The sequence below is a fragment of the Enteroscipio rubneri genome (assembly GCF_002899715.1).
Classification (GTDB): Bacteria; Actinomycetota; Coriobacteriia; order Coriobacteriales; family Eggerthellaceae; genus Enteroscipio; species Enteroscipio rubneri.
This window is the reverse complement of the sequence record NZ_PPEK01000008.1, coordinates 88,528-111,520: the sequence shown is the minus strand read 5'-3', so window position 1 is coordinate 111,520 and position 22,993 is coordinate 88,528. Positions and strand designations below refer to the sequence as shown.

The following is a 22,993-nucleotide window of genomic DNA, read 5'->3' as shown; positions in this document are numbered from 1 at the left end:
ATGAAGCTGCTCGAAACCTGCCTTTTACCAGGTCAGAATTCCCGAATGCGCATTCACCCAGCTATAGCAACTCGCACACCTTCCCCAGCAGGGGCTCGAAGCTCACGCCGCGATCGCGGAACTCGGGCTGCTGGGCGCTCACAATCATGGCGTCGTGCACGAAGTCGCCGGCGAAGCGCACGGCCTCTTCCAGCGGGCGGCCCGCCATGACGGCTGCCAGCAGGCACGACGCGTACAGGTCTCCCGTGCCGTGCAGCATGTAGGGCAGGTACTCGTTGTGCACCTCTACGGTTTCCATGTCGGCGCCGCCCACGAAGTTGCGGATGCACGTCTCGCCCTCGCGCTGGATGCCCTTCAGCACCACGTGCTTCGCGCCCTTTGCCACCAGGGCGTCCACCAGGCGGTGCGCCTCCGCATCCGAGATGTCCGTGCCGGCCCACTCGTCGCCGATGGGCTCGCCCAAGATGATGGCAGCCTCCGTCAAATTCGGCGTGAGGATGTCGGCGCCGCAGGCCAACTCGGCCATGGCATCGCAGAGCTCCGGCGTGTAGGTGGGGTACACCTTGCCGTGGTCTGCCATCACCGGGTCAACCACGCGCAGCGCGGCGGGGTACAGGGCGTACAGGTCGCGGATGCGCTCCACCTGCTCCGGCGCGCCCAGGAAGCCTGAGTACACGGCGTCTATCTTCACGCCGATGTTCTTCCACGCCGCCAGGTAGTCGGCCAGCATGTCGGTGGTGTCGTGCATGTACCAGCCGGGGAACGCCGTGTGCGACGAGAACAGGCCGGTGGGGACGGGGCACACGTCGCAACCCGCGGCCGACAGCACGGGGATGGCCACGCCCAGCGAGCACTTGCCGTAGCCGCACAGGTCGTGCACGGCGGCCACGCGGGGGATGTAGGCGCCTTCGCGGGCGTACAGGGTGGCACCGTTCTCGTTCATAAGCTGCATTCCTTTCCCGTGTTGCATCAGATTGAAAGTCCAAATTCGTCGCGCTTGCGCCTTGCATCCAAATTCGTTTCGCTTGCCTCTTGTATGCTGCTGCAGCCCAACCTACGGCTCGCGCATTCGTAGCTCGTTGAGGCCGGCGGATCCGCGGAACCTCCTGTGAGCGCTGCATTGTATGATCGTGTAGGAATGGGAGACATGCGAGTTCGGTTGACGAATTGAAAACGGATTGCCGGGCAAAACGACGATTTAAGCCGCTTTCGTCTGCCAGAGAGCCTTGATCTTCGATCGAACGACGGGCTTACTTGCCTTCTTCGTCGTCATCGTCGAAGAACGACCAATCGTCTTCATCGGCTTCGCGATCGATGAAGGTTTTACGCGTTCTTCGTTCCATGATGACGCATGCTATCAGGCTCGCCACGATTCCGATACCCACGAGGCATCCGAGCCCTGCGTATGTCTCAAACAAGAAATGGTACAGTGCGCCGAAATCCATAGCTACCTCGTTATCTCATGCTCCGGCCCGACGTAACGAGCGCGGGCGGTCTTCTTGCTGCGCTAGAGTATACTATGCCCGGCCGAATCCGCCAGGGCGGTTCGGCAATTCCCTTATTCTACGTATCGGAGGAGTCGCTCATGTGCGCTGTGAGCAGGGGCGGTCGAGGTCGGAGGACATCGAATGCGGTCGCCGCTATCGTGTGCATCATACTGGGGGCCAGCGTTGTGCTGGCCCTTATGCAGTTCATCGACCATAAGCTCAACCAAAGCGCCGAGAACCAGGTGCTCGCCTTCACGGAGCAAGCGGCGTCGAACGTGGCCGACCGCATGGCGATGAAGCAAAACGCCCTTGGTGCGTTTGCTGTGCAGTCGTCTGATCCGGCCGAGCTCGTCCCAGCACTCAACGCGCTGAAGCAGCGCAACGGGTTCGCTCACGTTGCTGCCGTCGACTTGACCGGTCAGGGCTTTCTCGAAGACGGCACGCCGTTCTCCTCCGAGGTGCTCGGGCAAGAAGAGACTGCGCTTTCGCAGGGCACGCAAGCTTATTCGGACACGTTCGTGAACAACGAAGGCGTGCGCGTGCGTTTGGCCCAGCGACCGTTGTTCTTGGACGGGCAGCAATCGGGCGCGCTGTATGTGGAGATCCCGCTCGATCTGTTCACGATGCCGGCGAAACTGAATATGTTCGACGGACGCGGGTACTTTATGTTGTTCGAGGCTCGGACGGGAGAGATTCTCGTTTCGCCGGACGAGCCTACCAAAACGCCCATCGGCGAGCGCATGTCGCTGTTCGATTTTCTGGACGAGGCAGCGCGCTATGAAGCGCCGGAAATGTTCGACTCGTCGGAAGAAGCGAGCGAAGCGCTGCTCGTCATGACGGCGAACATGGGAAGCGACCTGCGCGGACTGGAAGATGCTGTGGCGCAAAAGCATTCGGGTCTGACCACAGCCGCGGTCGATGGCAAGGCCAGCTATGTATGCGTTGCGCCGGTGGGCACGGGATGGTGGTATGCATGCGGAATCGTGCCCATGGAGAACGTGCGAGCCGAAGCGTCCTTCGTGACGACGTCGTTTCTGGTCGTGATATTGATCATGCTCGCTTGTTTGGCGGCGGTGGGTCTCCTGGTTATCTCGGCGTATCGCAAGCGCTTGCGCGAGCGCCACGTAGCCATGATGTCCCAACTCTACGACGCGCTTTCGGAGAGCATCGACTTGGCCGTCAACCTGTACTCTCCAGCGGACGGGAAGGTGACGCCCATTGTGGAAAAGGCGGCCGATATCATCGGCTACCGGCTGACCGACTTTCTGCACGACGAGCGACTGTCTGCCGCCATCGGACTTTCGGATGCCGACGCGGCCTTGTTCGATCGCATCCGCACGGGGCGGATCGAGTCGGCCGAGCGCGGCGAGATCCCTTTCTTCTGTGCTCGGAACGGCCGCGAGCAATGGGTGGGGTATTCGGTCAGCCCGCTTATATTCGACGGTAAACACCAGCTGCTTGTCGTGCTGCAGGACAAGACCGCCGAGAAGGCGATTCAGCTTTCTATGAAAGACGCCATGCATGCAGCCGAAGCTGCGAACGAAGCGAAATCCGAATTTCTTTCTCGCATGAGCCACGAAATCCGCACGCCCATGAACGTTATCATCGGCATGCTGCAGATTGCGCACGGATCGCTCGACGACGTTGAGAAGATGAGGGCGTGCCTTGTCAAGATTGGTGCGGCATCCGACCACTTGCTCGGCCTCATCAACGATGTGCTGGACATTTCGAAAATCGAGAACGGGAAGATGACCTTCTCCAGCGAACCCTTTCGGCTTGCCAGCGTCCTTGCCCATGCGATCACAGTGGCGCGCGTCCAGAGCGAGCAGAAGGGCCAGAAGCTTACCGTGTCCGTGCCCGATCACGCGTCTTGCGTGTTCGTGGGCGATCCGGTGCGCATGAAGCAACTGCTTATCAACCTGCTCACGAATGCCGTGAAGTATACGCCCGAAGGCGGGCGCATCGAGTTCGACACGAATATCGCGCCCGGTGCCGTTATGGGGTACCGGCAGCTCACGTTCGTCGTATCCGACAATGGGATCGGCATGTCGAAAGAATTCCTAGAGCACGTGTTCGAACCGTTCACCATGGAAGGCCGCTCGCGCGAGCAGGGAACGGGCCTGGGCATGTCCATTGTGCGCAACATCGTTACGATGATGGGCGGCAGTCTGAACGTGGAATCCGAGCTCGACCATGGTTCCACGTTCACTGTCACGCTCAATTTGCGCATCGCATTGGAGGCGGAGCGCAAAGCGTTTGAAGAGGCCGAAGGATTCTTCGACGCAGGTGGGACGATGCAGGGCGAGGGGAATGCGAGGAGCCAGGGCGACTCAGGCGAGAAGCGCCGGAACGTCTCCAGTGCGGTGTCGCCCGATGGGCCTGACGGCTCCGCGCGCGGAACGCATGGAGCGAAGTGCGGAAGCGGCGGCGCATGCGGCGCTTTCGCTGGCGGCGATGCGCCCGGCAGCTCGAGAGGCGCAGGACCCGACTTTGGCGTGCTGCCGAAGAGCGGCGGCGCGCCCTCTGACGTATCGCTTACTTCGGAACGTGTCGGTCCGCCGCCGGCGATCGACCGTGGAGAGCTCAGAGGCCTACGCGTTCTCCTAGCCGAGGATAACGACCTCAATGCAGAAATAGCGTGCGAGTTGCTTTCGGAGTCGGGGTTGGTGGTGGACCGCGCGGTTGATGGCGAGAAGGCATGCGGCCTGTTCGAAGCGTCTCCCGTAGGGACCTACGATGCCGTGCTCATGGATGTGCAGATGCCACGCCGCGATGGCTACGAGGCTACGCGGTGCATCCGCGCACTTGATCGTCCCGACGCGGCAAGCGTTCCTATCATAGCCATGTCGGCGAACGCGTTTTCCGATGACGTGCGGGCCTCATTGGCGAGCGGCATGGACATGCACTTGTCAAAGCCCATCGATATGAGGCAGGTTCTGTCCGCTATTGTGCGTCTCGTCCGCAAGCGCCGCGCGGACGAGGGCAGGGCATGAGCGCCGATGGATTTTGAACCGATACGGGGGCTGTGCCGACCCGGCAAGATAAAAAGCCGGCAGATCGTTCATGCCGAGCGGTGCTATTCGTGCTTATGAAAAGCGTGCGCGAACATGCCGTCGGCGTGAAGGTGTCTCGGAGCTTGTCGGGCGTGCGGTATACTGGGCCGAACAGTGAATCCGACCGAGAGGGAGCGCCACCATGCTCGACATTAAATTTGTCCGCGACAACCAAGAAGCCGTCGCCGAGGCGATGAAGAACCGCCATGCTTCGTGGGACGCGTCGCGCTTCTCCGAGCTCGATGAGACCCGTCGCGCCGCCATCGCGAAGGAGGAGGCGCTGCAGGCCGAGCGCAACGCCACGTCGAAGTCGATCGGCCAGATGATGGCCGCCGGCCGGAAGGACGAGGCCGAATCCGCCAAGGAGCGCGTGCGCGCCATCAACGACGAGCTGGCCGTTATCGGCAAGGATCGCGAAGCGGCCGACGAGGCCCTGCGCGAGCTCTTGCTGGGCACGCCGAACATGCCGGCCGACTCCACGCCCGTGGGCGACGACGAGGACGACAACCCCGAGGTACGCCGCTGGGGTACGCCGCGCGATTTCGCCGCCGAGGGATTCGAGATGAAGCCGCACTGGGACCTGGGCCCCGAGCTGGGCATCATCGACTTCGAGCGCGCGGTGAAGCTGGCCGCGAGCCGCTTCATCCTGCTGGGCGGTCTGGGCGCCCGCCTGGAGCGCGCCCTCATCAACTTCATGGCCGACACGCACGCGTCGCGCGGCTACAAGGAATGGTGGTGCCCGGCCATGGCCAACGCCGAGACGCTCACCGGCACGGGCCAGCTGCCGAAGTTCGAGGAGGACCTGTTCCACACCACCGAGGGCCTCTACCTCATCCCCACGGCCGAGGTGCAGCTGACGAACATCCATGCGGGCGAGGTGTTGGACGCCAGCCAGCTGCCGCTCAAGTACTGCGCGTTCACCCCGTGCTTCCGCGAGGAGGCGGGCAGCGCCGGCCGCGACACGCGCGGGCTCATCCGCGTGCACCAGTTCGACAAGGTGGAGATGGTGAAGTACGCTAAGCCCGAGGAGAGCTTCGACGACCTGGAGGCCATGGTGGCCGACGCCGAGAACATCCTGCAGCTGCTGGGCTTGCCGTACCGCGTGATCAGCCTGTGCACGGGCGACATCGGGTTCTCGGCCGCCAAGACGTACGACCTCGAGGTGTGGCTGCCGTCGTACAACGGCTACAAGGAGATCTCGTCGTGCTCGAACTGCACGGACTTCCAGGCGCGCCGCGCGAACATCAAGTACCGCGACCCCGCGAACTTCAAGGGCTCGCGCTACGTCCATACGCTGAACGGCTCCGGCCTGGCGGTGGGCCGCACGATGGCCGCCGTCATCGAGAACTACCAGCAGCCCGACGGCTCCATCAAGGTGCCCAACGTGCTGGTGCCCTACATGGGCGGCGTCGACGTTATCGCGCCCGAATAGGCGCGTCGCGGTCGAGGAGTCGAAACGCGGGTGGTACAGAAGCGAAAGCGTACGGGGAAGTCGAATTCGGGGCCTGCGTCCGTAGTGGCGGGCGGCACGGCTTCGAAGCGCCCGAGTCCGCAGCCGGCGAAGCGGACAGCGAAGGGTGGTCGCGTGCCGGCGGGCGGCTCAACGGCGAATGCGCGCGTTGCCGGGCGCGACGTCGCTGGTTACTCTCGTGAAGAAACAGCTGATCGGGTACGTTCGGCTCGGAAGGTGAAGAACGCCCGTCGGCGTCGCTGGCCCTTTGTTGTTGCAGGTGCGCTCGTGAGCGTGCTGCTTGTTGCTGGCGCCGTGTTTTCGTGGGATCGGTGGCTGCGCTACGATGACGTGGCCGAGTTGCAAGGGGAGTGGCAGGTGCACGGATCGGACGCCACCATGGTCATCGACGGCGAGTCCATCCACCTGACCGAGGACGTCGCCTACCCCTACGCGCTCGACACAGGAGCGAAGACCATCGAATACGCGTTCGGAAACGCAGCAGGGTCGGGCCGTTATCGCTTCTCGCTCGACCGCTCCCAGCTTGTCATCATGGACGGCACGGGCTACTCCTGGTGGTCGACCTTGCTCGACGACATCGGCTGGATGGCGGGGCAGGCGGCGGATGCCGTGCAAGGACGTGCGACCGCGGAGCCGCCATCCGGAGAAGGCGTGACGGTGCTCGATCGCGTGTCCCATGATGCTGCGGCTGTGCCGCGCGAGGCGGGCGACGGTGCAGACGCGTAGCGTCATCGAGGTCGAGCGGCTGACGGTGCGTCCCGATCGCGTGGTGTGCGACGTGGTTGTCGCGCCCGGCGCACCGCGATGCTCGTCTCCGCTGCTGGCCGATCATATTCGCGCAGCCTTCCCCGACGTTCCCAGCCACGCGTGCGTCAACGACGATGGCGATACGTTCGGCGCGGTTCTGGAGCGCACATCGCTGCCCCACGTGCTGGAGCACCTCGTTATCAGCCTTCTAGCGCGTGCGGAAGCGGCCTCTGCGCGCGGTGCGGGTGATGGGATGGTGTTCGTCGGTACCACCGAGTGGACGGACGAGTTCGCCGGCCGAGCACGCGTGGAAGTGAGCTTCACCGACGATTTGGTTGCTTTGCGGGCTTTTCGCGACGCGACGCATTTTTTGAACGACGCGGTGCTAACCTGTTCGCCATGACTACGGCTCACCTCACATTTGACCAGACGGGCGACAAGATTGCCGAACGCGTCGTGAAGATGCGCTCTTCCGCCGTGCGCGACCTGTTCGCCGCTGCGTCGAACCCCAACATCATCTCGCTCTCCGGCGGCATGCCCGACGTGTCGCTGCTGCCGCACGCCGCCATCCGCACGGCCGCGCGCGCCGCGTGCGACGACGAGCGCGCCGTGGCGCTGCAATACGGCTCCACCGACGGCCGCGTGGAGACGAAGCAGGTGTTCTGCGATCTCATGCGCGACATCGGCGTGCGCGCCAAGCCCGAGAACGTCATGATAACCACGGGCGCTCAAGAGGCGCTCGACCTTATTGCCAAGACGTTCCTGAACCCGGGCGACATCGTGCTGGCCGAGGGTCCCACCTACCTGGGCGCGCTGCAGGCGTTTTCCGCCTACGAGCCCGACATCCGTTGCATCCCCTTCGACGACGAGGGCATGCGCATGGACCTGCTGGAGGAAGAGCTCGCACGCATCGGCAAGGGTAACCCGCGCCTGAAGTTCCTCTACACCATCCCGAACTTCCAGAACCCCGGCGGCGTGACCATGGTGCCCGCCCGCCGCAAGCGCCTCATCGAGCTTTCCGAGGAGTACGGCTTCATGGTGGTGGAGGACGATCCCTACGGCCGCCTGCGCTACGAGGGCGGTCACGTGCTGCCGCTCAAAGCGCTCTCCGACGGCGTGGTGTATCTGGGTACGGTGTCGAAGGTGTTCGCACCGGGTCTGCGCACCGGCTGGATAGCCGCTCCGAAGAGCGTGCTGGCCAAGATCAATCTGGTCAAGCAGGGAACCGACCTCTGCGGTAGCGCGTTCAACCAGGTGGTAGTGGAGCACTACTTCACCGATACGCCGTGGCAGAAGACGCTGCAGAAGTTCGTGGACACCTACCGCGTCCGGCGCGATGCCATGTTGGCCGCGCTCGACGAGCACTTCCCGGCAGAGGCCTCGTGGACGCGTCCCGAAGGCGGCTTCTTCGTATGGGTCGCGCTGCCATCGTACGTGGACACGGGCTCCATGCTGTCGGTGGCGCTGGAGAACGGCGTGACATACACGCCGGGTGACGGCTTCTTCCCCGATGGGAAGACCGGGAAGAACTGCATGCGCATAGCGTTCTGCTATGAGAGCCCCGAGAACATAACCGAAGCCGTTCGCCGCCTTGCCGGCGTCATCAATGACCGGTTGGAGCTGTATCGCGCATTCCTGGAAGCCGGCGCCATCGAAGCCGAATGAATGTCATCCTCAGCGGAAGCGACGAAGTCGTCGAAGCCGAAGAATTCCCCGCGGCGCCAGTCTCAGGGCTTGCCGATTGAGCAGGGAGAACGGACCGAAAGGAAGCCACAATGGGCCTCAAAGTTGCAGTGTTGATGGGCGGTGCGTCGTTCGAGCGCGAGTTCTCTCTGGCCAGCGGCAGGAACGTGTGCGCGGCGCTCGAAGAAGCTGGCCACAAGGTGGTGCCGCTCGACACCACAAGCGACCTGGTGCCCACGCTGCGCAGCGAGCGGCCCGACGTGTGCTACAGCGCCCTGCACGGCAAGCACGGTGAGGACGGTACCATCCAGAGCCTGCTCGAGTTCCTGGACATACCGTTTGTCGGCTCGCCATCCAGCGTGTGCCAACGGGCATGGAACAAGGACTCCATGCACTCCGAGATGGCCGCCTACCGCGCCATCACCGGTGACGCGCCGGTCGCTTCGTGGCCGCAGGGCCTCTACCTGGCACGCGACGCGTTCAAGGACATGGGTGCGGCTACGGCGCTCGATCTGGTCGAAGAGCGCGTGATCGGCGGTTACCCCGTTGCTGTGAAGCCCGCTCACGGCGGAAGCGCCATGGGCGTGCACAAGGTGGACTCGGTCGACGATCTGGGCGAAGCCATCCTCGATGCGCTCTCGTTCGACGAGGCCGTGGTAATCGAGCAGTGGATCGATGGCGTGGAGATGGCCGTGTCGGTGCTCGGCACCGGGTGGGACGCGCATGCGCTGCCGCCGGTGGAGATCGTGCCGAAGGGCGGCATGTACGATACCGAGGCCCGGATGACGCCCGGCGCCGTGGAGTATTTCGCGCCTGTGCGCAACGCCTCGCTCGCGCCCGACGAAGCCGACGCGCAGGCTATCCGCGCCGAGATCGAGCGCGCTGCGCTGGAAGTGTATCGTGCCTATAACGTGCGCGACCTCGCTCGCATCGACCTTATATGGGATGGCGCCCAAGCGCGCGTTTTCGAGGTAAACGTGTCGCCCGGCATGGCCGAGCGCTCGCTGTTCCCCGCCGCCTGCGCCGCCGCAGGTTTGTCGCTTCCCAACGTTCTTAACGAGCTGGTCAGCCAATACGCATAACGTGGCGAAGTAGCTTGCTCTTTGATTGAAGCGCGGCAGCGCAGCATTGCCGTGCGAGCGTCCCGATACGCCATGGGGCCTGTGCGCTTCCCGCCACGCGGTGCCCGAAGCGCGAGCTAGCGTGGCGCGCACCGCCAAGGTTTCCCCATGCGGTTCGACCTCGCCGGACCCGCACTTCATTATCTTCGACTTCCAAGCTGCGCGCTCATGCGGCGCGCGCGACGCCCATGCTACAATGAAAGTGGAGAATCTATCTGCGCCGAGCGTGGATCGTGAAGGGCGAGAGGGGCTTATCATGGGCAGGTCGGGCGACGGGGGCAGCAACGACGGCGGACGCTCGTCCGGAGGTCGATCGTCAGGCGGCTTTTCGGGAGGCGGTCGATCGTCAGGCGGCTTCTCCGGTGGCCGATCCTCTGGCGGACGGTCGTACGGCAGCGCATCCGGCAGCTCGTCGCCGAGCCAGCCCAGCGGTTCGCAAGCGCAACCGTCGCGCCGCCCGAACAGCGCTCCGAGCGGTCCGCCGCCCGAAAGACGTCCTCCTCGAGGCGGCTTCCATCATCGCCGGCGGCGCGACCCCCAGATCGTTCCCGTAGTTATCGAAACATCTGGCAGACGGTACGACCAGGGCGCGTATGCAACGGGTCCCGCTGAAGCCCCGGAGCCGATTGATCCGGCCGCGCGGCGGCGCAAACGACGCTGGATACTCATCGCCATCGCCGCCCTGTTGCTGCTGTCCGGGTTCTCCGGGCTGGTCAGCTCATGTGCGGGCTTCCATATCGACGGCACTCCTATCATCGAGCGCACGGCACTGTCGGCCGGTTCCGTTTCCGAGACCGGCTACTACACCGATGAGGATGGCGACTGGATCCACGACGCATCGAAAATGGAGAGCGGCCTGCGCACGTTTTATCAGAAAACGGGCGTGCAACCCTACGTGTACATCCTGCCGAATGGCTCATCGGCCGATCTTGTGGCGTTCGCCGAAAGCAACTACGACAAGCTGTTTTCAGACGAAGGGCATTTCCTACTCGTGTTCTGCGACGATGGCGAGGGCGGTTTCGATTGCGGTTTCACCATGGGCGATGAGGTGACGCCCATCATGGACGACGCGGCGATCGATGTGCTAGCCGGAAACCTCGACAAATATTATCGGAACCCTTCCATTTCGGAAGAGGAGATATTCTCGAAGGCGTTTGCGGATACCGGCGAGACCATCATGGCGAAGGATACCTACTTCGCAGGCTCGCTTATGTGCATTGCCATCGTGCTCGTGCCGGCGCTCGTGTACGTGGGTGTGCGCGTCTTCCGCGCTCGGCGCGAACAAGAAGAGCGCGACCACAAGCTCCAGGAGGAGATTCTCAGGACCCCGCTTGAGAAGTTCGGCGATGAGGAAGTCGAGGAGCTTGCGAAAAAGTATGCCTCCGACGCCCCGCAAGCCGCCACGCCCGCCGCGACTCCTGCCGCCGTTCCGGTTGCGCCCGTGCCCGTTTCGGCGGCCGCATCCGCCGCGGCATCCGTTGCCGACGAATTCGACCAAGGGGCCGCGACCAGCCCAGCCATGCCCGCACGCGGGGATACCTCCCCCGACGCGCACGAATAGACAGTACCGGACCGAACGACAGGAGTGAACGACATGGGAATGCTTGACCGCTTCGCTGACATCATCAAGGCAAACATTAACGATCTGCTCGATAAGGCAGAAGATCCCAGCAAGATGATCGACCAGTACCTGCGCGATCTTACCGAGAACCTGGCAGAGGTCAAACGCGAAACTGCGGGCGTCATGGCCGAGGAGGCGCGCACAAAGCGTCTGGTCGACGAGAACGCTTCCGACATCGCGAAATACGATGGCCTGGCGCGCAAAGCGCTGTCTGCCGGCAATGAGGACGATGCTCGCACGTTCTTGTCCAAGAAGCAGGAGCTGGAGGCGAAAGCGGCCAGCCTCAAGACCACGTTCGACGCCGCGCACGAGAACGCCGCGAAAATGCGCCAGATGCACGACAAGCTGGTGGGCGACATCGAACTGCTGAACGGTCGCCGCGAAGCCATCAAGGCGAAAGTCGCCGTCGCTCAGACGCAGGATAAAGTCAACGAGTTCTCGGCCGGCGCCGACAAGGCTGCCGGCGCCGTGAGCGCCTTCGACCGCATGGAGGCGAAAGCCGACCAGATGCTCGACCGAGCGAACGCCATGCACGAGCTCAGCCAGCAGCCGGTCGACGAGGCCGCTGCGCTCGAAGCGAAGTACGCCGCCGCCGGTACTGACGCCGCCGTAGATGACGAGCTGGCTAAACTGAAGAAGGAAATGGGCCTTTAGCTCGGCAGCTTTGGTCGGTCGCGGTCAGAGCGAGAATGCTCCGGCGTTCGCGGTGCCGCGTTCTTTGTTCAGCAACGAAATAGCAACTTAATCATAGAACGCTCGTGTTTTCCATGCCGGCGTTAGATAGGTGCCCCTATAATGAGGTCACCACAAACGTCCAGGATTCCAATTAGGAGGCAGACATGGGCAACAAACTCGGATCTTTCCTCATCGGCGGTTTGGTTGGCGCCGCCGTCGCGCTGCTGTACGCTCCCCGCTCGGGCAACGAGACGCGGGCCATGGTTACCGAAAAGATGAGCGACGCATGGGGCGAGGCGCAGGAGCTGGGCTCCCAGGCGTCCGCTAACGTGCAGCAGGCCTACCAGGAGGCCACGAGCAAGGGCCAGGAAGTCATGCACGATGTGGCTTCCAAGGGCCAGCAGGTGGCTCAGGAGGCCCAGGCCAAGGGCCAGGAGCTGTACGGACAGGCCGCTTCGCGCGTCCAGGAGGCTGCCGACACCATCAAGCCGGCGTTCTCGCAGAAAAACGACGAGCTGCGCGACAAGATCGAGGCCGCGCGACAGCGCATCGCCTCGCAAGTTGCGCAGAACGCCGAAGCTGCCCATGATTCCGTGAGCGACACCATTCCGGTTGCGGCTGACGCGGTGCAGCATGCTGCCGACAAGGCGAAGGACAAGGCCGACGACGTCGCCGACGCGGTGGCGGGTGACGACAAGCCCCAAGCCTAGAGCGAGCAAGCAGGCGAACGAATCGAAGCGGCAACGCGGGCGGCATGTTCTCAGCCGCGCCGCGTGCCGCTTCTCGAGTATGCGACGGCAGTGCAGCGTTGGGGGTTGCCGCGGCAAAGCCGTCGGACAACGCGCCGCGTAGCCGTGGAGAAGAAGGATATGGCTAGCAAACTCATTACCACGCAGGAGCTCACGGGGGTGCGCGTCCTCGGCGGCAAAAATGGCAGGAAGCGCATCGGCAAAGTGCGCCGCTTCGTCTTCCATCCTCAGGAAAAGCGCTGCATCGGCTTCATCGTGAAGCGCCCCGACCTTCTGTGGATGTTCCGTCGCAAGGACCAGTTCGTTTCCATCAATGGCTACGACATCGTGGACGGGCGCATTATCGTACGTCCCGTGCCCGAGGCGACCGGTCGAGCGGCATGCAAGGAACTTGGCGTTGATTGGGATCGCTGCGTGCTGTGGGTGGGCCTGCCTGTGATGACCGAAGACGGCGAGGTGTTCGGCATCGTGGGCAATGTCACGTTCAACTGCGTCACGGGTGCGGTCGACACTATTGAAACCGACGGGGGCATGACCGCTAACGCGCTTTTGGGCAAGCGTATCATCTCATCCGATATGATACGGGGTTTCCGGCGCGGAATGGGGGCAGCCCTCGCGCAGACGGGCGACGAGGCCCAGCAGGACGACGAGCCCGTGCTCGGCGCCATCCTCGTGGACAATGAGGTGAAGCAGCTCGCGGCTGAAGGCGGCGTGGCGGAAAAGGCAGGCGCGGCCACGGCGGTTGTCGTCGACAAGGCCAAGACCACGGTCGACAAGGCGAAGCCCGTCGTAAGCGAGGCCGCCAAGAAGACCGGCGAAGCAGTGAACAAGGGGGCCTACGCGACCGGTCGACAGATCGCGAAGTCCAAGACCATGTTCTCGGACTTCAAGGAGGAGTACGACAAGGCTCGTGGTCCTAAGCCCTCCAAAGACGAGCAGGCGATCGAGAAGGCGGAGGATGCGGCGACGCCAGATGCGCCCAAGCCGGCCGCCAAGAAGAAACCGGCCGAAAAACCTGCTCGAAAGAAGAATATGTTCTCGGCGTTCAAAGACGAATTCGATAAGGCTCGCAAAGATGACTGATACGTTCCACGCGGGAAAGAAGAAGCAGGCTGCCGACGAGCAAGCCATCGACGAAAAAACCGCCGGCGAGAAAGCTGCCGGCGAGCGCGATGGGATGCCGCTCGGGCGCCACGAGGCCCAGCGCAAAGAAGCTTCGCGCGAATGCGATCAGGAACCGCGCGAGAAAACCCCGCGCGATAATCGCGACGGGGTCCTGCATGAAGGGGACGGAGAGCACGTAGTCGTTCGCGGTCGCAAGATCGAGAAGGCCGATATCTTCAAATTCGTCGGCCTCATCGCCTTTTTCGGATTGATGGTTCTTATCTGTGTGCTCTTGTGGCCGTATTTCCACGATCTGTTTGAGCCTGGCGGCATTGACCGCATCATCGACGACGTGCGCGGTGCGGGTCCGGTCGGCTTCCTCATCTTGTTGGGGTTGCAGTTCCTGCAGATCGTCGTAGCGTTCATCCCGGGCGAGGTGGTGCAGGTGGCGGCTGGCATGCTGTACGGCCCGTGGCTCGGCGCGCTCATCATCTTTATCGGCTGCGTTTTCTCGAGTGCGTTCATTTTCGCGCTTGTGCACAAGCTGGGTGCGCCGTTTGTTCAGAGCATGGTGCCAACGCAGCATCTGGAGAAGTTCCGGCGCTTCGAGCAATCGGGCAAGCTCAACATCATCGTGTTCGTCCTGTTCCTCATTCCCGGCCTACCGAAGGATGTGTTCACCTACCTCGTGCCGCTCACGGATATGCGGATGCGGACGTTTCTGGTGCTGTCGAATATCGGACGCATTCCGGGCATCGTTGTTTCGACGTATGCTGCCGACGGTTTGGTGGAAGGCCGCATCATCGAGAGCGTTGCCATCTTCGCCGTAGCGGCCGTCATTGCGCTTTTGGGGGTCATATTCCGCGAGCGTATCATGGGATTGCTCGGCAAATCGCACAACAAGGATAAATAAGACTGCGTTTGCATGTTGAATGCTTTTTGGGACAGCGAAGGCCGGTCGGTAGGATCGACTCGTATCTCGCGGACGACGGGGAGTCGACGGAAGGCGACGGGCAGAGGTTCGCGGCATGCGCGCCTCGTGCGGGCGGGGCGCGTGAGCATGCGTGTTGCCGGTGCGTCGGGCTTCTTAAGAATCCATCGACACGTTAACGGTATTGTGACGAATCCGCCCCGGTGGTCGGCGTGCACGTACTATGACGGTACAAACGCCATAGATGCAGTAGAGAGAGGCGCGTATGGACACCAACAAACCTTTGAACGCAACGGACGAAGTTGCTGCAGCCGAAGCTGAATTGAAGGCGGCGCAGGAGCGGTTGGATGCTGCGAAAGCCAAGCTTGCTGCCGTAGAAGCCTCGGTTTCCGAAGCCGATGCACCCGAGAACGCGCTCGTCGATGCCGAGGCTGGCAATGCAGGCGCACGCGGGCTTTCCGAAGCCGAAGATACATGCGATGCCGAGCCTTCCGTTGCGGCTGAGGCCGCAGAGGCTTTCGAAGTCGTCGAGATCGTGGAAGTGGTTGAGGCGGTCGAAGGGGCAGGCGCCTGCGACGGGGCCGAGGCGCATGAAGCCTCTGATGCAGATGCTTCCGACGGAAACGTTCCCGATGCAGATACCTCGGGGATAGGCGTCGCCGACGCCGCTCCCGACAGGGCCGACAAACCCGCTTCGGAATCTGGCGCGAACCGTGCGCCCGACTGGATTCCCTATTCGACGCCCCAGACTCCGACTTCTTCGCCGGTGTACGGAGATGCCCAGCAACCGGGTTACGATCCTGCAACCCGCTCCATGCCCCAGCAGCCTCCAGCAACGCCTTTCGGTGCGGCTTCCGGCTCGCCGTACCAGCCTCCAGTTGGGTATGTGGCACCCGGATATGGGCAACCGCCCCATGTGGGGCCGAATGCCGTGCCGCCCCAGCAGGCGCCGTACGGTTACCAGCAGCCCTACCGTCAAGAGCAGTACGCGCCGCCGGTCGTGGGAACGAAAGACCATGTAGCGGCTGGTTTGCTGGCCATCTTCTTGGGGTGGTTGGGCATCCACAAGTTTTATCTGGGCTATAACACGGCAGGGTTCATCATGCTCGCGGTTTCCATCGTGGGCGGCATCTTCACGGTGACGCTTGCCACGTGGGTCATCTGGGTCATCGCCATTATTGAGGGCATTCTGTATCTCACGAAGTCTCAGACGGAATTCGAGCACATGTACGTGCTGAACAAGAAGGAATGGTTCTAGCTTTCGTTCACCGCTTTTTCGGTGAATAGACGCAGGCGGTGAAGGTTTTTTAGTTAGAATTGCGCTATCGATAAGGCGCTGACATACCGTGCAGTATTCCTTAAGGAGGACACCATGCCCAGCATCACCCGCGATCAGGTGAGAGTTCCGGCCGACGTCATGCCGGAGTCCCGTGACGAGTACATTGAGAATTATCTGAAGGCCACCCGCGGGACCGGCCGCCTCATGCTGTTCGCGTGCGATCAGAAGATCGAGCACCTGAACAAGGATTTTTACGGCGAGGGCATCGACATCGCCGACGCGAAGCCTGAGCACCTGTTTGAGATAGGCCGCCAGGGCGTGTGCGGCGTGCTTGCCGGTCAGCGCGGTCTCATCGCGCAGTACGCGGCGGATTATCCTGAGATCAACTACCTTGTGAAAATGAACTCCAAGACCAACATCGTGCCCGGCAGCCAGGACGATCCCTACTCGCCGCAGCTTTACGATCTTGACGCCGTACTTGCTATGCGCGAGGCTGGCGTGAATGTGGTAGGTATCGGCTATACCATCTACTTAGGCAGCGAGTACGAGTCCACCATGATGGCCGAGGCCGGCGAGCTCATCGCGCAAGCGCATGCGAACGGTCTACTCGTGGTGCTGTGGATCTATCCGCGCGGTAAGGCCGTCAAGGCCGAGAAGGACCCGGCGCTCATTGCAGGTGCTGCGGGCGTAGCCCTGTGCCTCGGCGCAGACTTCGTGAAGGTTAATCCGCCGAAGCCTGAGGACGGCACTGCGCCGGCCGAGGCCCTTAAAGTGGCCACGATGGCTTCCGGTCGCACGGGACTCGTATGCGCGGGCGGCTCGACGGTGGATGCCGAGACGTTCCTCACCCAGCTCTACGACCAGATCCACGTGGGCGGCGCCGTGGGCAACGCTACCGGCCGCAATATCCACCAGCGTTCGCTCGACGAGGCGGTGCGTCTGACCAAGGCTATCAGCGCCATCACGCTGGCCGACTATTCCGTTGCCGATGCTCTGGCCGTGTTCAATGGCGAGAAGGATTTCTCGCTGTAGAGCAGTGGCAGCAACGTGCACGTACCGCAAGCGTCCTTGCCCTTTTCCGGCAGGGGCGCTTGCTTGTTCCTGGGCACCCATGTGGTGAAGCGCGACCCGCAGCTATCATGCCGATTCTCGAATATTGCCATCGGCTGGCCGAGGCACCGCGCTCCTGACGCCAATGTTTCACGTGAAACATTCGTTCGCTACCTGGGGACTCTGGCCGATACCTGACCGACCAAACCGATGCCGAACCGACCGGATTGACGGATCGACCGGACCCGATACGGCCGTTCCGTATGCCGCCGCTTCTATCCATGCGTGCAGGAGCGCGTTTTTTGTTGCAGGAGCCCAATCAGCGGTTGTCAACATGCCAAGGAGTAGGAGGATTCCACGGTTTCCGGTTGACGTCATTACCTCAGATGAACGCTATTGTTTCAGGCGGTAGCCATCAGACGATCGATCAGGTCACGGAATGCTTGTTGCCTGCCGCATCAGCTATCGTCGCGCATACAATCTGCTTTTCAGCGGTGAAAGGAGCAGCGATGCGCGAGATATCGGGTTTGGCGAAGTTCGGCTACTTCTGCGTGGGCCTGTTCGGTGGACTATTCGGCGTGCTGGCCGCGTGGTTTATGGGCAAAGACGGCTGGGGGTGGAGCGAAGGCGGCAAGCTGTTCGCTTGGTTCGGCTGTCTCTTCTGGGTTATCGTGTGGGCGATCGTGATCGTCACCGGCGGAATCGCGACGTTTCTAGCCGTTCTGCTGTAGAGCTGCCTAGGCCTTCCTCCTTGGCCTGAAGCCTGCGCTTGGACGCACGGTGCCGAACCGGTCGCCGAAAACCAGTGGTATTCTGCAATCGTATTTTGCATGACGTCATACCATGGCACCGCAAACATAGGATTTCGCATTTCGAATCGGTTTTGATTCGTTGTTCGAACCGGTTTCGAGCTGCTTTTCGCAAACGTCGGTTCGACGATAGAGGAACGACCGGGAAGCGCGAGCCCGCCGATGCGGAAGAGGCGGTTTTGCGTCTCTCGATCTTGCGAGGGGGCATCGTTAATGTATACGTTTTTGATCGGCCTTGCCGTACTGCTGGTGGGCGGCTGCCTGTACGGGAGGTTCTGCGAGCGGGTGTTCCAGCCCGACCGCCGTACGACGCCGGCATATGCCCAGGCTGACGGCGTGAACTACGTTCCGATGAAGCGCTGGAAGAATGCACTTATCGAGCTGCTGAACATTGCGGGGACCGGTCCCGTACTCGGCCCCATCCAGGGCATCCTGTTCGGACCTATTGCGTTCGTGCTCATCCCGATAGGATGCGTGCTGGGCGGCGCGGTGCACGATTACTTCAGCGGCATGCTCAGCCTGCGCCACAAAGGGGCTCAGATGCCTGGTCTTATGCAGCGCTTTATGGGCAAAGGCGTATACCAGGTCTACAATATCTTCGTGTGCCTGCTCATGTTCCTGGTGGGCGTCGTGTTCATCTATACGCCGGGCGACATGCTGGCCGGCTCGGTGCTCGGGCTTTCGACCTCGTTCGTGAATGCCGAGACGGGCGCCTCGCTCGGATTCGAGGCCATGGCTCCGGTGCTCATTATCTACGCGATCATTCTTGCGTATTACCTGGTGGCTACCTTATTCCCCATCGACAAGATCATCGGGCGAATCTATCCGGTGTTCGGAGCCGTCCTGCTGCTGTCGGCGGTGGGCATCTTTGCCGGGTTGTTTTTGGGCGGAGGCATCTTCCAGCTTAACGAGGTGTGGGGCGTTTGGCCTATCTGGGCAAGTATGGAGAACCTCGTCCCTATGTTCTTTATCACGGTGGCATGCGGCATCGTGTCAGGCTTCCACAGCACGCAGGCGTGCATCATTGCGCGCTCGGTGAATAGCGAATTTGAGGGCCGCTCAACCTTCTACATGATGATGATCTTGGAAGGGTTTATCGCCATGATCTGGGCGGCTGCAGCTATGGTCGTGTACAACGCAGGCGTCGCTGAAGCGGGCGTGACCGGTGCGGTGGCGGTAGTGGGTATCATTGCCAAGGATTTCCTGGGCGAAGTGGGCGGCATCATTGCCATTGTAGGAGTTATCGTCCTGGCCATCACGTCGGGCGACACGGCATTGCGGTCGCTTCGCCTCATGCTGGCCGACTACTTCCACATCGACCAAGTGGCCCGAGTGAAGCGGGTGGGCCTCGCACTCGCCATCTTTGCGCCGGTGGCGGCGGTGCTCGTGTATTCGAAGTTCGATCCGAACGGGTTCAATGTGCTGTGGCGTTACTTCAGCTTCGCGAACGAGACCTGCGCCGTGTTCGCTTTTGCGCTGATCAGCGTGTATCTGTTTGGAAAGCGCAAGCCGGGCATCATGACGCTTGTGCCGGGCTGCTTCTACATGTTTGTGGTGTCCAGTTACCTGCTGAATGCGAAGATCGGTTTCGGCCTGGACTGGTCGCTGGCCTATGCGCTGGCAGGCGCGTTGACGGCGGTGTACTGCGTGCTGGTGGTGCGCGCCGGGCTCGTGCGTCGTCGTCGTATCGAAAGCGGTGCGCTTAATCCGGTCGAGTACGAGACGCCCAACGATGTGCTCGAGGCAGGTGCGGCAGAACGTGGCACCGAAGGAGCGGGCGAGGACCGCGAAGACGTGCCCGACTTCGTTCTGTAACTCCGTTTTGGCCGACCCTGGAGTTCGTCTTTACCAACTCCAGGGTCACTTTAGTGTTCTGAACAGTGGTTATGATGTTATGTAGGGTACATGTTTTGGCCTATAGCCCTCAAGCGCCGTCTCTGCCTGTAAAACAAAACCCCCGCCACGATCGTGACGGGGGTTCATCATGTAAAGTGGTGCGCCGTGAGGGATTCGAACCCCCGACGTACTGATTCGTAGTCAGTCCCTCTATCCAGCTGAGGTAACGGCGCACATCGAAGCAGCAGAAGATATTCTGCCAGTAAACGCGGAAGCTGTCAACGACAATTTTCATGGTGCGGAGAAATTGCACGACCCGTGGTCCGGGCTTGGTTCCCAGAGTCCTGCCATGGCGGCTGCGGGAGCGATCCGGCGCGTCGGACCCTTTGTCTTTCTGGTTGCGGTCAGCGCATCGGTCGCGCCTGATCAAATGCTTAGGTTGCGGCGGTTGAAGACGGCTACGGCAACCGTGAATAGGGCGACGCCTATGACCGCGAGCGCAGCCGCCCCTAGGGCGGCCTCGCCTTCGCCTGCAGCCAGGCCGTAGTAGTCGAACAGCATGAGCGGGTTCACGTTTTCCAAGAACTCCAGCTTGTCGCCCGCTTGCGACAGCATCTGCATGAGGAAGAATAGGATGCCGGCGCCTCCGCCCACCCACAACGCCGCGCTCGCGCTTGCAAACAGACAGGCTGAAAGGAAGCACATTCCCGCCAGGAACACCCAGAGCGCGAGCATCCCTGCGTTCGCGCGCAGAAGCCCCTGCGTGTCTAGATCGCCCGGGAACATGAGCTCGGCGCAGCCCACCTCGGCAAGCGTGACCAGCATGGCCAGCAGCGCAAGGAGCGCCACCATCGCGCCGGCGAGCGTGGTCGCGATGCGCGTGCGGCTGTTAGGCGTGGCCAGCAGGTACGACATGGTGCCGCGATCGAGATAACGCACCATGAGCTTGTTCGCCATGATCACGATCAATACGAACGGGAACATGGTCAACAAGAAGCCGTACAGGTAGTTCAGCATGAAGTCGGTGAGCGTGGTCGCTTGGGTGGCCATGCCGAACGCCGCGAACAGTTCGGGTATGCTGGCCATCATCATGTCCAAACTCTTTCCGAGTTCAGGGTCGAACATGCTTACGACCACGGCGATATACATGACGAGCACCGCATATACGATTCCGAAAACGAACAGGTTCGAGCGTAGCTCTTTGGCGAACAGGGTCCTATTCATGGGAGCCTCCCTTCTCCGACGCATCTGCTCCGTACAGATGCATGAACAGCTCCTCCAGCGACTGCTCACGCGCGGCTAGGTCGGCAACGGGGTAGGCGGCCAGGTCCTTCACGAACGCATCCGTCGATCCCGTTGCCGAATGCGTTATTCCCGTCATCGGTTCCGTTGTCGAACGTGCTGCTTCCGACATCGATGCTGACATCGATGCTGATATCGATCCCGCCGAATGCACCGCAGCTCCTCGAACGGGCGCCTTCGATCCCGCCACGGTCACTTCAACCACGCGCTCGCTTTTGCCCGCAGCCTCGGGGTGTGCCGTACGGTAGCGCTCGCATGCGACGGCATCGGCGAACGTCACCGAGAACACGCGCTTGCGTGAACGGCGCACATCGTCCATATTCTCAACGGCGGCCAACCGGCCCGCGCGGATGAACGCCACGCGGTCGCATGTGCGCTCCACCTCCTCGAACAGGTGCGACGAGAGCATGATGGTGGCCCCGCGACGCTTCTCGGCCATGACGAGGTCGATAAAGCGGCTCTGCATGAGAGGGTCGAGGCCGCTCGTAGGCTCATCGAGCAGCAGGATATCGGGCCGTCCCATGAACGCGCATACGAGGCCCACTTTCTGCTTGGTGCCTTTCGACATCTTGCGTATGCGCCGACCGGCATCAAGCTCGAAGTAGTCAACCAGCTCTCGCATGCGGTTTCGATCCTGCAGGCGTTTCATGCGCGCCATGAACTCGAGGAAGGCGGTGCCCGTCATCTCGTCCATGCAGGCGATCTCGCCCGGCAGATAGCCCAGCGATTGCTGGATACGCGCCCGTTCGATGAAGCAGTCCCGCCCCCCGATACGCGCCGTACCCGCGTCGGGCCTGATGAAGCCCATGAGATTGAGCATGGTCACCGTCTTGCCGGCACCGTTTGATCCGAGGAATCCGAACACCTCGCCCGGTTGCACGGCGAACGAAACATCGAATACGCCGCGACCCTTGCCGTAATCCTTCACAAGGCCGCACACCTCGATAGCTGCCGTGCCGCTGGGGACTTCGCGGCTGCGCTCTTCAGCGGCGACTCCGCTCCCTTCGAATATCTCACCTACGAGAGAAGCTTGGTTCTCGCCGCATGCCTTGTCTTCGGCAAGCGCATCGCCTTCGACGGAACCACCCTGCGCTTTCTGCGGCGCTTCGCGTAACGTCATAGGTACTCCTCCTTGTACGAGTAGGCCTTTAGCATGGCGCACCAGCGGTACATCTCGTCCAGCATCGCGTCCATGTCGAGGCGCTGATGCAGGGCGCGCTGCTGGTGCAGGTAGCCGTCAGCCAGCCAAATTAGCAGGTCGAGCACGTACTTCGGGTCGATGTCGTCGCGGAACCGGTCAAACCGCACGCATCTGAAGTACGTGGAGAACATCAGGTCGATTTGCCGCTGCGTCCAGCTGTCCATCGTGTCCTTGATGTCTTTATGCTCCGGGTAAAAGGCCCGGACGGAGAATTCCAACAGGTAGGGGAAACGCGAAAACACCTTGCGCTTGGTTTCCGCCGCGTAGATGAGCAGCTCGAAGAAGTCGTCGATCTCGTAGAACCCGTCGTCCACCACCAGATCGGACACCTTCTCCATGAGGTGCTCCATGAGGTAGAGGTACAGCTCCTTCTTGTTCTTGAAGTAGAAGAACAGGAGGCCTTTCGATATGCCAGCTTTGCGGGCAATCTCCTCGGTTGATGCGCTTTTGTAGTCGAAGCGTCCGAACATCTCAACGGCGGCTTCGACGATTGCGTCCTGCCGCTCTTCGGGAAGGCTCTCGAACTTCTCGAACTCCTCCTTCCGGTTGCCCATTGTCGCCTCCTTTCGTCGTCGACCGGCTGTTCGCGTGCCGCCGTGTTGACCGGCCGGTCAATCGTTCTCGGATTTCATCCTATACGGTTGACTATTTTTATGAAGGGGTCGAGGACGGGATTTTCACACGCCCTCCCCGTCGGGACGATTGTTTGGGAAAGGAGCACGTTCGGGCTCTGTGCGAATACGTGTCGCGGAATCATTCGCTGGGCGGTGTGCAGAAGGTTACCCAAGCTACTTCACATTCGTTTCGGAAGGCTGTCTTCAGTAAAGCATCCGGCCGATTCGGTGGGTCTGGCGCCCCGGACGGGGGGGGGCGC

At 61.8% G+C, this 22,993-nt stretch carries 20 protein-coding genes and 1 tRNA gene; 15 read left to right on the top strand and 6 right to left on the bottom strand.

The genetic code is table 11. The annotated features are described in order from the left end of the window. Window positions 1-61 precede the first annotated feature (61 nt). Entirely contained in the window at window positions 62-943 is an 882-nt protein-coding gene (locus tag C2L71_RS07880) for a PfkB family carbohydrate kinase (RefSeq protein WP_103265220.1), read from the bottom strand. Between the two features lie 307 nt (window positions 944-1,250). Further along, the gene (locus C2L71_RS07875; protein WP_103265219.1) at window positions 1,251-1,445 is read right to left on the bottom strand and encodes a DUF6724 family protein; all 195 of its coding nucleotides are present in this window, start codon (window positions 1,443-1,445) and stop codon (window positions 1,251-1,253) included. Between the two features lie 140 nt (window positions 1,446-1,585). On the opposite strand from C2L71_RS07875, the gene C2L71_RS07870 reads away from it, so the two are divergent. The 15 genes from C2L71_RS07870 (at window position 1,586) to C2L71_RS07795 (ending at window position 19,595) form a co-directional block, all read left to right on the top strand. Beyond that, on the top strand, window positions 1,586-4,480 hold the full coding sequence (locus C2L71_RS07870) for a hybrid sensor histidine kinase/response regulator (RefSeq protein ID WP_239926502.1): 2,895 nt from the start codon (window positions 1,586-1,588) through the stop codon (window positions 4,478-4,480). A 202-nt stretch (window positions 4,481-4,682) separates the two neighbouring features. Then, window positions 4,683-5,972 carry a serine--tRNA ligase gene (gene serS / locus C2L71_RS07860; RefSeq protein ID WP_103265218.1) on the top strand — a complete coding sequence of 430 codons (1,290 nt, stop codon included), beginning with the start codon at window positions 4,683-4,685 and terminating at the stop codon, window positions 5,970-5,972. Window positions 5,973-6,002: 30 nt separating this feature from the next. Then, on the top strand, window positions 6,003-6,737 hold the full coding sequence (locus C2L71_RS07855) for a hypothetical protein (RefSeq protein ID WP_103265217.1): 735 nt from the start codon (window positions 6,003-6,005) through the stop codon (window positions 6,735-6,737). After that, entirely contained in the window at window positions 6,724-7,161 is a 438-nt protein-coding gene (locus C2L71_RS07850) for a hypothetical protein (protein ID WP_239926500.1), read from the top strand. The genes C2L71_RS07855 and C2L71_RS07850 overlap by 14 nt, the downstream gene beginning before the upstream one ends. Further along, window positions 7,158-8,423: an aminotransferase-like domain-containing protein gene (locus tag C2L71_RS07845; protein ID WP_103265216.1), complete on the top strand. Its 1,266-nt coding sequence runs from the start codon at window positions 7,158-7,160 to the stop codon at window positions 8,421-8,423. The genes C2L71_RS07850 and C2L71_RS07845 overlap by 4 nt, the downstream gene beginning before the upstream one ends. A 110-nt stretch (window positions 8,424-8,533) precedes the next feature. After that, window positions 8,534-9,523: a D-alanine--D-alanine ligase family protein gene (locus tag C2L71_RS07840; RefSeq protein ID WP_103265215.1), complete on the top strand. Its 990-nt coding sequence runs from the start codon at window positions 8,534-8,536 to the stop codon at window positions 9,521-9,523. Between the two features lie 295 nt (window positions 9,524-9,818). Next, complete coding sequence (locus C2L71_RS07835; RefSeq protein WP_129588489.1) at window positions 9,819-11,123, top strand: hypothetical protein; 1,305 nt, start codon at window positions 9,819-9,821, stop codon at window positions 11,121-11,123. A gap of 33 nt (window positions 11,124-11,156) precedes the next feature. Then, window positions 11,157-11,837 (top strand): PspA/IM30 family protein, encoded by a 681-nt coding sequence (locus C2L71_RS07830; RefSeq protein ID WP_103265213.1) that lies wholly within the window; start codon window positions 11,157-11,159, stop codon window positions 11,835-11,837. Between the two features lie 185 nt (window positions 11,838-12,022). After that, window positions 12,023-12,568: a YtxH domain-containing protein gene (locus tag C2L71_RS07825; protein ID WP_103265212.1), complete on the top strand. Its 546-nt coding sequence runs from the start codon at window positions 12,023-12,025 to the stop codon at window positions 12,566-12,568. Window positions 12,569-12,727: 159 nt separating this feature from the next. After that, on the top strand, window positions 12,728-13,690 hold the full coding sequence (locus C2L71_RS07820) for a PRC-barrel domain-containing protein (RefSeq protein ID WP_103265235.1): 963 nt from the start codon (window positions 12,728-12,730) through the stop codon (window positions 13,688-13,690). Beyond that, the gene (locus C2L71_RS07815) at window positions 13,683-14,624 is read left to right on the top strand and encodes a TVP38/TMEM64 family protein (protein WP_239926498.1); all 942 of its coding nucleotides are present in this window, start codon (window positions 13,683-13,685) and stop codon (window positions 14,622-14,624) included. Before C2L71_RS07820 ends, C2L71_RS07815 begins: the two co-directional genes overlap by 8 nt. Before the next feature lie 283 nt (window positions 14,625-14,907). Next, a complete protein-coding gene (locus C2L71_RS07810; protein WP_103265211.1) occupies window positions 14,908-15,900 on the top strand; it encodes a TM2 domain-containing protein in 993 nt (330 codons plus the stop codon). A gap of 114 nt (window positions 15,901-16,014) precedes the next feature. Then, on the top strand, window positions 16,015-16,953 hold the full coding sequence (locus tag C2L71_RS07805; RefSeq protein WP_103265210.1) for a beta/alpha barrel domain-containing protein: 939 nt from the start codon (window positions 16,015-16,017) through the stop codon (window positions 16,951-16,953). Window positions 16,954-17,480: 527 nt separating this feature from the next. Next, window positions 17,481-17,702, top strand: coding sequence for a hypothetical protein (locus tag C2L71_RS07800; protein ID WP_103265209.1), 222 nt, complete (start codon window positions 17,481-17,483; stop codon window positions 17,700-17,702). A gap of 291 nt (window positions 17,703-17,993) precedes the next feature. Then, window positions 17,994-19,595, top strand: a complete 1,602-nt coding sequence (locus C2L71_RS07795) for a carbon starvation CstA family protein (protein ID WP_103265208.1) — start codon at window positions 17,994-17,996, stop codon at window positions 19,593-19,595. 177 nt (window positions 19,596-19,772) lie between these two features. Here C2L71_RS07795 and C2L71_RS07790 read toward each other — a convergent pair. From C2L71_RS07790 to C2L71_RS07775, 4 genes are all read right to left on the bottom strand, one after another. Continuing rightward, window positions 19,773-19,849 (bottom strand) — tRNA-Arg (locus C2L71_RS07790). Window positions 19,850-20,042: 193 nt separating this feature from the next. Then, on the bottom strand, window positions 20,043-20,840 hold the full coding sequence (locus C2L71_RS07785) for an ABC transporter permease subunit (RefSeq protein ID WP_103265207.1): 798 nt from the start codon (window positions 20,838-20,840) through the stop codon (window positions 20,043-20,045). Continuing rightward, on the bottom strand, window positions 20,833-22,038 hold the full coding sequence (locus tag C2L71_RS07780) for an ABC transporter ATP-binding protein (RefSeq protein ID WP_204600468.1): 1,206 nt from the start codon (window positions 22,036-22,038) through the stop codon (window positions 20,833-20,835). The genes C2L71_RS07785 and C2L71_RS07780 overlap by 8 nt, the downstream gene beginning before the upstream one ends. Next, entirely contained in the window at window positions 22,035-22,673 is a 639-nt protein-coding gene (locus C2L71_RS07775; RefSeq protein WP_103265206.1) for a TetR/AcrR family transcriptional regulator, read from the bottom strand. Before C2L71_RS07775 ends, C2L71_RS07780 begins: the two co-directional genes overlap by 4 nt. Between the last annotated feature and the right edge of the window lie 320 nt (window positions 22,674-22,993).

Excerpts from the sequence above, each read along its gene's own strand:
- C2L71_RS07875 (WP_103265219.1), bottom strand. The coding sequence starts at position 1,445 with ATGGATTTCGGCGCACTGTACCATTTCTTGTTTGAGACATACGCAGGG.
- C2L71_RS07880 (WP_103265220.1), bottom strand. The coding sequence starts at position 943 with ATGAACGAGAACGGTGCCACCCTGTACGCCCGCGAAGGCGCCTACATC.
- C2L71_RS07800 (WP_103265209.1), top strand. The coding sequence starts at position 17,481 with ATGCGCGAGATATCGGGTTTGGCGAAGTTCGGCTACTTCTGCGTGGGC.
- C2L71_RS07830 (WP_103265213.1), top strand. The coding sequence starts at position 11,157 with ATGGGAATGCTTGACCGCTTCGCTGACATCATCAAGGCAAACATTAAC.
- C2L71_RS07825 (WP_103265212.1), top strand. The coding sequence starts at position 12,023 with ATGGGCAACAAACTCGGATCTTTCCTCATCGGCGGTTTGGTTGGCGCC.
- C2L71_RS07810 (WP_103265211.1), top strand. The coding sequence starts at position 14,908 with ATGGACACCAACAAACCTTTGAACGCAACGGACGAAGTTGCTGCAGCC.
- C2L71_RS07805 (WP_103265210.1), top strand. The coding sequence starts at position 16,015 with ATGCCCAGCATCACCCGCGATCAGGTGAGAGTTCCGGCCGACGTCATG.
- C2L71_RS07820 (WP_103265235.1), top strand. The coding sequence starts at position 12,728 with ATGGCTAGCAAACTCATTACCACGCAGGAGCTCACGGGGGTGCGCGTC.
- C2L71_RS07815 (WP_239926498.1), top strand. The coding sequence starts at position 13,683 with ATGACTGATACGTTCCACGCGGGAAAGAAGAAGCAGGCTGCCGACGAG.
- C2L71_RS07795 (WP_103265208.1), top strand. The coding sequence starts at position 17,994 with ATGTATACGTTTTTGATCGGCCTTGCCGTACTGCTGGTGGGCGGCTGC.
- C2L71_RS07840 (WP_103265215.1), top strand. The coding sequence starts at position 8,534 with ATGGGCCTCAAAGTTGCAGTGTTGATGGGCGGTGCGTCGTTCGAGCGC.
- serS (WP_103265218.1), top strand. The coding sequence starts at position 4,683 with ATGCTCGACATTAAATTTGTCCGCGACAACCAAGAAGCCGTCGCCGAG.
- C2L71_RS07870 (WP_239926502.1), top strand. The coding sequence starts at position 1,586 with ATGTGCGCTGTGAGCAGGGGCGGTCGAGGTCGGAGGACATCGAATGCG.
- C2L71_RS07785 (WP_103265207.1), bottom strand. The coding sequence starts at position 20,840 with ATGAATAGGACCCTGTTCGCCAAAGAGCTACGCTCGAACCTGTTCGTT.
- C2L71_RS07835 (WP_129588489.1), top strand. The coding sequence starts at position 9,819 with ATGGGCAGGTCGGGCGACGGGGGCAGCAACGACGGCGGACGCTCGTCC.
- C2L71_RS07775 (WP_103265206.1), bottom strand. The coding sequence starts at position 22,673 with ATGGGCAACCGGAAGGAGGAGTTCGAGAAGTTCGAGAGCCTTCCCGAA.
- C2L71_RS07780 (WP_204600468.1), bottom strand. The coding sequence starts at position 22,038 with ATGACGTTACGCGAAGCGCCGCAGAAAGCGCAGGGTGGTTCCGTCGAA.
- C2L71_RS07845 (WP_103265216.1), top strand. The coding sequence starts at position 7,158 with ATGACTACGGCTCACCTCACATTTGACCAGACGGGCGACAAGATTGCC.